This is a genomic window from Phycisphaerae bacterium (genome assembly GCA_035384605.1).
Classification (GTDB): Bacteria; Planctomycetota; Phycisphaerae; order UBA1845; family PWPN01; genus JAUCQB01.
The window spans coordinates 65,140-74,889 of sequence record DAOOIV010000014.1 but is presented as its reverse complement, the minus strand read 5'-3'; the positions used below and the strand labels follow the sequence as shown (position 1 = coordinate 74,889).

Here is a 9,750-nt window from a genome sequence, read left to right as displayed (position 1 = left end):
TGGAGGAAGTGGCGAGCGCGTCCCAGGCGGGGGCCAAGGCGGCCGCCGAATCGGCCAAGCTGGTCATCGCTCAGGTGAACAAGCACATGCCCCGAACCCTCGGCGACTGCTTTATCCACGCCGACCAGATCGACTTCCTGGTGGAATACGATGAACCGTTGCTGGAGTGGCCGGTCGCTCAATCCGATGACGTGACGGAAGAGATCGCCGACCACATCGCCCGGCTGATTCCGGACGGTGCGACGTTGCAACTGGGCATCGGGCGCATGCCGGATGCCGTGCTGGCTCACCTGACGGACAAGAACGATCTCGGCATTCACACGGAGATGTTCTCGGACGGGGTACTGAAGCTTATCCGGAGCGGCAACATCACGGGCAAGTACAAGACGATCCATCGGGGCAAAACGGTGGGCAGCTTCGCCGCGGGCAGCCGCGAGTTGTTCGAGTTTCTGAACAACAACCCGCAGATCGAGATGCACCCGTCGGACTACACCAACCATCCGTTCATCATCTCCCAGCACGACAACATGGTGGCCATCAATGCGGCGCTGGAAATCGATCTGACCGGACAGGTATGTGCCGACTCACTCGGACAGAAGCTCTACAGCGGCATGGGCGGCCACGCGGACTTCATGCGGGGCGCGGCCCTGGCCAAGAACGGCAAGCCGATCATCGCGATGCCGAGCACGGCCCGATCGGCGGAGGGTATCTGTTCACGAATCGTTCCGTGCCTGCACGAAGGCGCAGGCGTGGTGACCACTCGCGGCGATATTCACTACGTGGTCACGGAATACGGCGTGGCGTATCTGCACGGCAAGACCATGCGGGAGCGTGCGATGGCCCTGATCAACATCGCGCACCCGGACTTTCGGGCCGAGCTGCTGCACGCGGCGAAACGTCGCCGGCTGGTCTATCCGAACCAGATCATGCCGCCTGCCCGGCACGAGTACCCGGACCATCTGGAAAAGACGTACACGCTTCGCAATGGGCAGGAGGTTCTGCTTCGCCCGATCAAGCCCGACGACGAACCGCTGATGAAGGAGATGTTCTATTCGTTCAGCGAGAAGACCGTTTATCTTCGTTATCACGGTTCGCTCAAGTCGATGCCGCACAACAAGCTGCAGGTTTTCTGCAACGTAGACTATGAGACCGAAATGGCCCTTGTGGCGGTCGTCGGTCCGCCCGGACACGAAGAGATCGTCGGTGTCGGCCGCTACATGACGGACGCGGCCAAGACCAGCGCCGAATTCGCTTTTGTCGTTCAGGACAACTGGCAGCGACAGGGGCTTGGGACGCTCTTGTTTAATCGATTGGTGGAGATCGCTCGCGACGCGGGCATCCGCAAGTTCGGAGCCGACGTGCTGGCCGAGAACAGCGGCATGCTCAAGATCTTCCACCGCTCGGGGCTGGTGGTGCATACCTCAACCGAAGGTGGCGTAGTCCGCGTGGAAATGGCCGTGCCGGGGGCCGGGAAGGACACTCGAAGGGAAGGGACATAGGCCCCGACCCGCGGCGCTCTTCCGCGTCCCGAAGCGGCTTCAGGCCCCCTGATCTCGGCCGTTGGTCGGATTCCTCCTTGAGGGGATCGACGGTTTCCATTGACCTCTGCGATTGCGCGCTCCGGCCAACCCGTGCTCAAACCGGGCCGTTCAGTATTTGCCGGCGCACCTCGACGCCGCCGAATTCGCCTGCCCCGGTACCAACCTCTGACTCAAGTACGCACTGACCGCCACCCCTCCAAACCATCACACGGCCCCATCTTGGTTTCCGATGAGACCAGGAGGCTTGAACCTGCCGGCACAATCTGCTCCGAAGCCCCCCAAGTGCATGACGCGGTGCGCGTTGCACCCTGCCACCGGCAGTCATCCGGCATAACGCCGGCCTTCACGCACGGGAAAACGCGGGTCCCGAAAGCGCATTCTGTCTCCATTTGCTCTCTGTTTCATGGCTCGGTTTGCATTCGCGGGCCAATGCAAGGAAGTGCAATGACTTCGCCTTTCGTTGCCGGCGGACCGGGCACTTGCCAGCCCTCAAGTCAAGCTTTCGAGCAGGCTGCGGATGAAGCCCGCGACATCGGCTTGCAGGGTATCATCCGGACCGCCCAGAGACTCTGCTACGCGAGTGGGTCCCACGGCATCAACACGTGCAAAGTCCCACCGGAGCACCGACGCCGCGTCGCGGACCTCGGATCGATCTGCGAAGCCGCGAATCCGTTGACCGATACGTTCGACACTGTCCGGGTGATTGCGCGGTACGTAGTAAAGGTCGTAGGCATCTTTGGGTTTGCCGCGCTTGTCGAACGCCAGGGCCTTCAGCACGATGAACGCGCCCGGTCCGCAAACTTGAATCGTTCGCACCGCCGCGCCCCCGCTCGGCAACGTGCCGGCAAGCTCGACCATCGGCACATCTTGAAAGGCCAGGTCCAATGCGGGGGTGATGATTGCGGCGAAGCCTTCCTCCAGGTTGCGCAGGCGTCCTCCGCGGTCTGCACTGGACGATGGCGGAATCAGGAAATCGACGGTGACGCCTTGCCTGGATACCCAGCGTTGGGTGGTCGGCTTGCCGGCCGGGTTCTTATCCGGGCTGAAGTCCGCGTCCCGCAGCCGTCCGGCAATCTCTTTGTACAACTGGTCGTCCAACACCGCGATGGACAGGTCCAGGTCCAGCTCGATTGTCCCGATGTGTTCTTCGACGCCCGCCCCCCGGTGGGCCTGATCGATGATCAAGGACGGCGCCAAGCCGCCGACGACACACATCTGTTCGCAAAAGTCGCCAAGCAGGGTTGCCACTTCGAGGCAAGTGCGGCGGGCAAGCTCGCTGCAGCCGGGCGCACAATCGGCGGCCACGCGTCGTTCTTTGCTCACTACCAGTTCAGCCGCTCCTTCCGAAGATGCTCTGCCGCTTCCTCGGCCCGTTCCGGCAGGTTGCGCAGATCCAGATAGGGCCTGGACGGGGCTCACACACACCGTGCTCTTGACGTTCTGGGCGCCGTGGAACACACCCTCGTCATTGGGCCGGATCAGCCAGAGGTTCGCCCCCTGCTTTTCCTCGTGCCACTTGAGCCGCTGGAGAAGCTTGTCGTTCGGTGACTTGCGAAGGTAGACCGTGACCAATCGGAATCCTGCGAACGGAGCCAGCAACCAAGCCGCGGCCAGGCCAGTCAGCGCGTAATCGAAGCCGAGTCCCCGGCACGCCTCGGCAACCTGCCGTGCGAGTTCTTCTCCTGATCGGGCCGCGACATGGCCTTGGCGGATGTCGTGGCGACGCAGGTCATACTGAGCCTGCCATGCTTCCAGCAGCAGGTTCGGATCGCGCGGCCGTACGCTGCCCTCAGAGTCGCGTTCGATCAGGTGGTCTTCTTCCAGGCGGCGGCAGATTCGGCTCACATAACCGGCCCCGAGTTGTCCCGCGCTGGCAAGTTCTGCCTGACGCCACCATCGCTTCGGCTCGGCAAGCAAAATGCGGGCCAGCCGCGAACTCTTGGGTGCGAACACGGAAGACGGTCGACCCTGCTGCACGAACAGGTTAGGCTTACCGGCGACATGAATGCGTAGACCGGGTGCGTTGATATCCCCGTTCCCGGACATGTCCACGTAACTCACACCACATTCCCGGCATATCTCGCGGCCAACCTCGCCCATGAACGGGACCGCCACCAACGGAATCGCCGTCGGCTTCCCGCTGTCGGCGGCTTGGCGAGCGTTCTCGGCCGCCTGTGCAACCACGCCCGCTCGGGAATTGGTCTTGACCTCCACGGCCAGCAGGTGCGACCCGAGGCGCAGCCGAAGATCGGCTTTCTCCCCCTGCCGGACAGGCTTCACCGGCAGGCCGGCCAGTTCAGCCAAGAGATCGCCAAGCCGTTCCAGGATGTCGTTCTCGGTGACCATCATCATTAAAATCAACCGGTTGACGGCGCATTCAACACACGTATTTGAGTAAACCAAGCCCTGATATCCAATGTGCCGTTCTCCTGCTCATCCCCGGCGGCTGAGCGGGGCGACGCCCCCGATCGCAACCCGTGTTCGTGAGGGCATCTGCTCCGACGTTTCAGCCCGTCGGCCAAGGCAGCGCCCGACTCGTGGAGCCGCACAAATGCAACCTCGAGCCACTCTTTGAGATCGTCGCAAATCTTTTGTGCACAATCGGTTACGATAGAATCAATTGGGTTTTGCAGGCCGCTGCAAAACCAAGGCTTTGTGTGCGGACGGAAATGACATCTTAAAAGCGTCGGAGAAGGGCTTGCCCTGTATGCCGCCCTCTCAGTTTTCCCGGGAAACGCAACTGATCCTTCGATCAGGTCTCGGCTCTCGGCGGAGGAGGCGAGGCGGTTTGCGGTCGCCATCCGGGCCGGTTCGCGCCGAGCGACATCCTCCTCAGATTGGGTATGATACGCCTCTATTGGCGGAAGGGCCGCCCTACCAGTCGCGTGAGGAGTCTGGAGATGTCATCAGATCGAGCGATCAGTCGTCGAGGTTTGATCAGGCGGGCGGCGGCGGGTCTGGCCGCGCCTTACTTCGTGCGTGCTTCGGCCCTCGGCAAGGATGGGACGACGGCTCCGAGCAACCGGATCATCTACGGACTGATCGGCTGCGGGCCGCACGGCGTCGACTGGAACCTGGTGCAGATCTTCCGCTACAGCGATGCGCAGGTTATTGCCGTCTGCGACGTTGACGAGGCGCGCTGCCTGACAGGCAAGGCCCGCGTCGATGAGCACTACGCTGAGTCGCTGGGCCGCGACAACTACAAAGCTTGTGCGACCTACGGCGATTTCCGCGAGCTGATCAACCGTAAAGACATTGACGTGATCGCCAATTGTACGCCCGACCACTGGCATGTGATCCCGGCTATCATGGCTGCCAAGGCCGGTAAAGACGTCATCTGTGAGAAACCACTGACGTTGACCGTGGCCGAGGGCAAGGCGCTGTGCGAGGTCATCAAGCAGACCGGCCGTATCTTCCAGACCGCCTCGGAGAACCGCTCGATCGACAGCTACATTCACATGTGCGAGCTGGTCCGCAACGGCCGGATCGGGAAGCTACGACACATTCGCGTTTCCCTGCCTGCAGGCAACGAGACCCGCGGCGAGAACTTCAACGACCGCCAGGTGCAGCCGCCGCCCAAGGGCTTCAACTACGAAATGTGGCAGGGACAGGCGCCGGAAGCACCTTACTGCCCGGCCCGTTGCCACGGCAGCTTCCGGTGGAACCTGGCTTATTCCGGCGGCCGTCTGACCGACTGGGGCGCCCACATGATCGACCTGGCCCAGTGGGGCAACGGCACCGAGAATACCGGCCCGATCGAGGTCGAAGGCACCGGGAAGTTTCCGCCTCGCGACGCCCTGTTCAACACGGCCGAGGAATTCGACCTCCGCTACCGATACGCCAACGGCGTGACCTTAAACGTGGTCAGCAAGGGACCGGGTATCCGGTTTGAAGGCACCGACGGTTGGATCGGCTTTGAGGGCTGGCGCGCCCCGTTGCAGGCCGGCGACCCGAAGATCCTGGCATCGAAGATTGGCCCGAACGAGATCCGCTTGTACCGCCCGAGCGAGGTGGTACCCCGGACGGAAGGAATGAAAGGCGGCGAGCACCGCAACTTCATCGACTGCGTCAAGTCTCGCAAGCCGTGCTACGCCCCCGCCGAGACAGGCCACCGGACGATCAGCATCGCTCACATCGGCAACATCGCCATGCTGCTCGGTCGCAAGCTCAAGTGGGACCCGCAGGCCGAAGAGTTCATCGGCGACGCCGAGGCCAATGCCATGCTCAGCCGCAAGCAGCGCGAGCCCTGGACCCTGGCGAACATCGACTCGTGGCTGAAGGCCTGAAGCCGATCCCGCCCCGATAGAATCGACGGTATTCGAGTTTCGCTGATGGCCGGGCCAACCACCCGAGCGGGCGGATAGCGTCTCAGCGTCGGGTCACCGGCCGGCTGCCAGGATAGCCGCGCAGGATCAGAGTGGCAGGCCTTCCATCGGCATCGCAGCACCCCTGGCCGTGCCAACCCGGGCTGGAGAGACGACCGAACATTCTGCCAACAAGGGGGCTTGCAGCTTGATTCCGGCCTGAACTGACCGTAGGTTATGGCCATTTGAACGATCAGGCAGCGACCGGGATTGACCGCGTGGGGATTGGAACGGACCTTCACCGGCTGAAGGCCGGCCGTCGGCTGGTTCTCGGCCATGTGCCCATCGAGTTTGACCAAGGACCGGTCGGGCACAGCGACGGCGATGTCCTGCTCCACGCCGTTATCGACGCCCTGCTTGGGGCGGCAGGCCTGCCGGACATCGGCGAACTGTTCCCGGACACGGATGCGGCCTACAGAGGAATTGACAGCGCCCGACTCCTGGAGCGAGCCTTAGCCTTGGTGGCCGATCGCGGTTTCGTGCCCGTGAACGTGGATGCGATCATTCACGCCGAACGGCCCAAATTGGGGCCTCACAAGAAAGCAATCCGGGAAGAGGTCGCCCGGCTGCTGGGCCTGGTGCCAGAGGCGGTGAGCATCAAGGCCAAGACCAACGAAGGCGTCGATGCTGTCGGCCGGGGGGAGGCCATTGCCTGCACTGTTGTTGTTGGGCTGAGGAGAACGTAGAAGCGGTCTCTGACCGCGATCTTGACGAGCCGAGGGGTTGATCCCCTCGGTCTTTAAGGAACGCGGAAAAACCGGCGGGATGAACCCGCCGGCTCGTCAGGACAATCTTGACGAGCCGAGGGGTTGATCCCCTCGGTCGTTAAGGAACGCGGAAAAACCGGCGGGATGAACCCGCCGGCTCAAGCGAGGGGCGAGCCGCCGCGGTAACGAACGATCGGTATTCGAGAGCACACCTGCTATGCCATTGAGAGTCTTCAACACGCTGACGCAGAGTAAGGAGCCGTTTGAACCGGTTCAGCCCGGCAAGGTTGGGATGTACGTCTGCGGACCGACGGTCTACAAGCCGAGTCACATCGGACACGCGGTCGGACCGATCATCTTCGATACGGTCAAGCGGTACCTTCAATTCAAGGGCTACGAGGTCACGTGGGTTGTGAACATCACGGACGTCGATGACAAGCTCATCGACGAAGCCAAAGCCCAGGGGTGCGGAGTGATGGAGCTCGCCGAACGCGTCACCGCCAGCTATCTTGACGCCCTGCGGCAACTTAACGTCACCGGCATCGACCACATGCCCAAGGCCAGCGAGACTATCGCTGACATCATTGCCATGTGCCGGCGGCTGATCGATAAAGGGGCAGCCTATGTGTCGGGCGGTGACGTGTATTTCGACGTTTCCAAGGACGCGGACTACGGCAAGCTGACGCGGCGGCGTCCGGAAGACCAACAGGCAGGCGGACGCGAACTGGCGAGCGGCGAGAAGCGTAATCCGGGCGACTTTGCGTTGTGGAAAGCCACCAAACCGGGCGAACCGCCGGAGGTGCAGTTCGACTCGCCGTGGGGCAAGGGCCGGCCCGGCTGGCACATCGAGTGCTCGGCGATGAGCGCCAAGATTCTGGGCGAATCGTTCGACATCCATGGTGGTGGCATGGACTTGATGTTCCCCCATCATGAAAACGAGATCGCCCAGTCGGAGACCTGCTTCGACAAGCCGTTCGTCCGTTACTGGATGCACAACGGCCTGACGCGGTTCAACACCAAGAAGATCAGCAAGTCGGATCCGGAGATGCGCCGGCTGATGGATCAGTTGACCCTGACCAATCTCCTCTCGAAGCACTCGGGAGAGATGCTCCGGTTCTTCGTACTCAGCACCCATTACCGGCGCCCGATCGAGTTTTCGGATGAGGAGCTGGCCGCCAAGAAGAAGGGGCTCGACACGTTCTATCGGCTCTTCGATCGCATCCAGCGGATCACGGGGAGCGATCCTTACGCCGGGGGACCAGGCCTCGAGGCTACTTCTCCGGAGACGAAGAGCGCGTCGGCCCGGGCCTTCGTGAAGCAGTGCCAGGAACATCGCGACCGCTTCATCGAGGCGATGGACGACGACTTCAACACTGGTGCGGCGACGGGTGTCATGTTTGACCTGGCGACGGCCGTCAACCGATTCATCGACACGGAGAAACTCGATTCGGGCGGCGACCCTGAAACCAAGCAGATGGCCATGCAGGCCGTGCAAACGCTCCGAGCCCTCGGCAAAATCCTGGGGTTGTTCGAGAAGCGCCCGGCCGTGCCCGTATCAGCCGGCGACACGATGGTCGATGAATTGATGCAGATACTGATTACCGTCCGCGCTGAGGCCCGCAAGGCCAAGCAGTTTGCCTTGGCCGACATCATCCGCGACCGGTTGGCGGCGTTGAGCATCAAGCTCGAGGATCGTCCGGACGGAACGACGTGGCGAAAGGGCGCTTAGACATTTAGGCCCTTGGGCCTTTAGACTGTCAGTCTGTTGGCGGGTTTGCCTAGCGGCGGATATTCTCGCGCGCCAGCGGCGGGGAGGCAAACCGGCTGACAAAAGCGGCGCTCTCGACGGCTCAAGCCGCGGGGCATCCGCTGAGGGCGTGACAACCCAAGCGTCCGAGAGTCTAGAAGTCCAGGGGCCTGGGGGACTGGCGGCCTACCGAAAGGGCATACGTTGTCTGCGACCACACAGATCATCTGCGGAGTCGACCCGGGTCTGCGGCAGACCGGATACGGCGTCATCCTGGTTGATGACGAGGAAGACACGGTACGCGTTCTTGATGCAGGCGTGGTCCGCTGCAGCCGGAGCGAAGCCCTATCCCTGAGGCTGGCCGAGCTGGCAACCGGCTTTGCCGAGGTGCTGGATGACCATCGGGTGGAGCTGGTGGCCGTGGAGGAGATCTACTCACACTACAGCCGGCCGCGAACGGCCATTCTGATGGCGCATGCGCGGGGCGTCATCCTGCTGGAGGCGGCCCAGCGCGATATCCGCGTCATCCATCTGCCGGCCACGAGCGTGAAGCGCCACGTCACGGGCAACGGTCGGGCCACTAAGGACCAGATGCAACGAGCGGTTACTGATCTGCTCAAACTCCACCGGATACCTGAGCCGCCCGACGTCGCCGACGCCTTGGCGATCGCCCTGTGTGCCGCGTGCGTGATACGGCAGCCGGCTCGTGTGCCACCAAGCAACAACGACCAGCTTCTATCTCACTGAGGCCGTCGATGATCGTACGAATGACCGGCACCATCTCGGAAGTGCATGAAGGATACATGGTCATCGAACGAGACGGGGTCGGGTATGAGGTGCTGATCTGCGGCTATGCGGCGGCGGAATTGGCTGCCTGCCAGGGCCAGGAGCGGACCCTACATATGATGGAGTACCTCGAGGGTAGCGCCGCAGGCGGCAACCTGATTCCCCGGCTGGTCGGGTTCCTGCACCCGGAAGATCGGGCCTTCTTCGAGCGCTTCATCACCGTGAAGGGCATCGGCGTCCGCAAGGCCCTCAAGGCGCTGTCTCAGCCCGTGGCGGCGGTGGCCTCGGCGATCGAGTCATCCGACGCCCGCAGCCTGGCCAGGCTGCCGGGGATCGGCAAGCGGGCGGCGGATCAGATCATCGCGGAGCTAAAGGGCAAAGTGACGGAATTCGCGGCCGCAGCGACCGAGCTTGAGTCTGCGGCCATATCCGCGGAAAGCTGGCCACCCGAGCAGCGCGACGCCATGGAGGTGATGATCGCCCTTGGCGAGCGGCGGGCCGATGCTCAGCGGTGGCTGGCCAGGGCGGCGCAGCTTCACCCCGGCGAGCACCCGCCCGACGAGTGGATCCATCTGGCTTACCGCATTCGAAGCAGCGAGGGTTGA

General features: G+C 62.7%; 7 protein-coding genes. 6 read left to right on the top strand and 1 reads right to left on the bottom strand.

Annotated features, from left to right (window positions below; genetic code table 11):
- Window positions 1-1,499, top strand: a 1,499-nt coding sequence (locus PLL20_05765; GenBank protein HPD29481.1) for a GNAT family N-acetyltransferase, incomplete at its 5' end; no start/stop codon positions are given.
- 531 nt (window positions 1,500-2,030) lie between these two features.
- On the opposite strand, the gene PLL20_05760 is transcribed toward PLL20_05765, so the two are convergent.
- On the bottom strand, window positions 2,031-3,893 hold the full coding sequence (locus tag PLL20_05760) for a type IV toxin-antitoxin system AbiEi family antitoxin (GenBank protein ID HPD29480.1): 1,863 nt from the start codon (window positions 3,891-3,893) through the stop codon (window positions 2,031-2,033).
- 548 nt (window positions 3,894-4,441) lie between these two features.
- Between PLL20_05760 and PLL20_05755 the strand changes: the two genes are divergently transcribed.
- From PLL20_05755 to PLL20_05735, 5 genes are all read left to right on the top strand, one after another.
- Entirely contained in the window at window positions 4,442-5,827 is a 1,386-nt protein-coding gene (locus tag PLL20_05755; protein HPD29479.1) for a Gfo/Idh/MocA family oxidoreductase, read from the top strand.
- Window positions 5,828-6,090: 263 nt separating this feature from the next.
- Window positions 6,091-6,591 (top strand): 2-C-methyl-D-erythritol 2,4-cyclodiphosphate synthase, encoded by a 501-nt coding sequence (gene ispF, locus PLL20_05750; GenBank protein ID HPD29478.1) that lies wholly within the window; start codon window positions 6,091-6,093, stop codon window positions 6,589-6,591.
- A 238-nt stretch (window positions 6,592-6,829) separates the two neighbouring features.
- Window positions 6,830-8,341, top strand: a complete 1,512-nt coding sequence (gene cysS, locus PLL20_05745; GenBank protein ID HPD29477.1) for a cysteine--tRNA ligase — start codon at window positions 6,830-6,832, stop codon at window positions 8,339-8,341.
- A gap of 222 nt (window positions 8,342-8,563) precedes the next feature.
- A complete protein-coding gene (locus tag PLL20_05740) occupies window positions 8,564-9,106 on the top strand; it encodes a crossover junction endodeoxyribonuclease RuvC (protein ID HPD29476.1) in 543 nt (180 codons plus the stop codon).
- A gap of 8 nt (window positions 9,107-9,114) precedes the next feature.
- The gene (locus PLL20_05735) at window positions 9,115-9,750 is read left to right on the top strand and encodes a helix-hairpin-helix domain-containing protein (GenBank protein ID HPD29475.1); all 636 of its coding nucleotides are present in this window, start codon (window positions 9,115-9,117) and stop codon (window positions 9,748-9,750) included.